Origin of the sequence: Pseudomonas sp. H26/SER47-MNA-CIBAN-0231, assembly GCF_040310465.1 — a bacterium.
Classification (GTDB): domain Bacteria; phylum Pseudomonadota; class Gammaproteobacteria; order Pseudomonadales; family Pseudomonadaceae; genus Aquipseudomonas; species Aquipseudomonas atacamensis.
In genome coordinates this window covers 1-252 of sequence record NZ_JBEOPW010000137.1, presented here as the reverse complement: position 1 = coordinate 252, position 252 = coordinate 1, and the positions used below count along the sequence as shown (strand labels likewise).

1 pseudogene is annotated in these 252 nt (G+C 56.7%); it reads left to right on the top strand.

Annotation, left to right across the window (positions count from 1 at the left end):
- Window positions 1-252: pseudogene (locus AAEZ10_RS27600) on the top strand (sodium:proton antiporter); the annotation flags it as partial.

Here is a 252-nt window from a genome sequence, read left to right as displayed (position 1 = left end):
GGGCTAGGCGGTGGCGCCACGGTAGCTTTGTCATATGCATTGTTGGGGGCTTTTGCGGTTGCCATTGGGAAAAGCGGGTTGGCTCATGCACTTGCGGACAAAGCCCTGGCATTGGTCGGTAAGCAAGACATAAAGGGTGCAGGGGCGGTGAAGTGGCTGCTGATCGCACTGCTGCTCGCAGTGGCAGTTTCATCCCAGAACATACTGCCGATCCACATCGCTTTTATTCCGTTGCTGGTTCCGCCGCTGCTA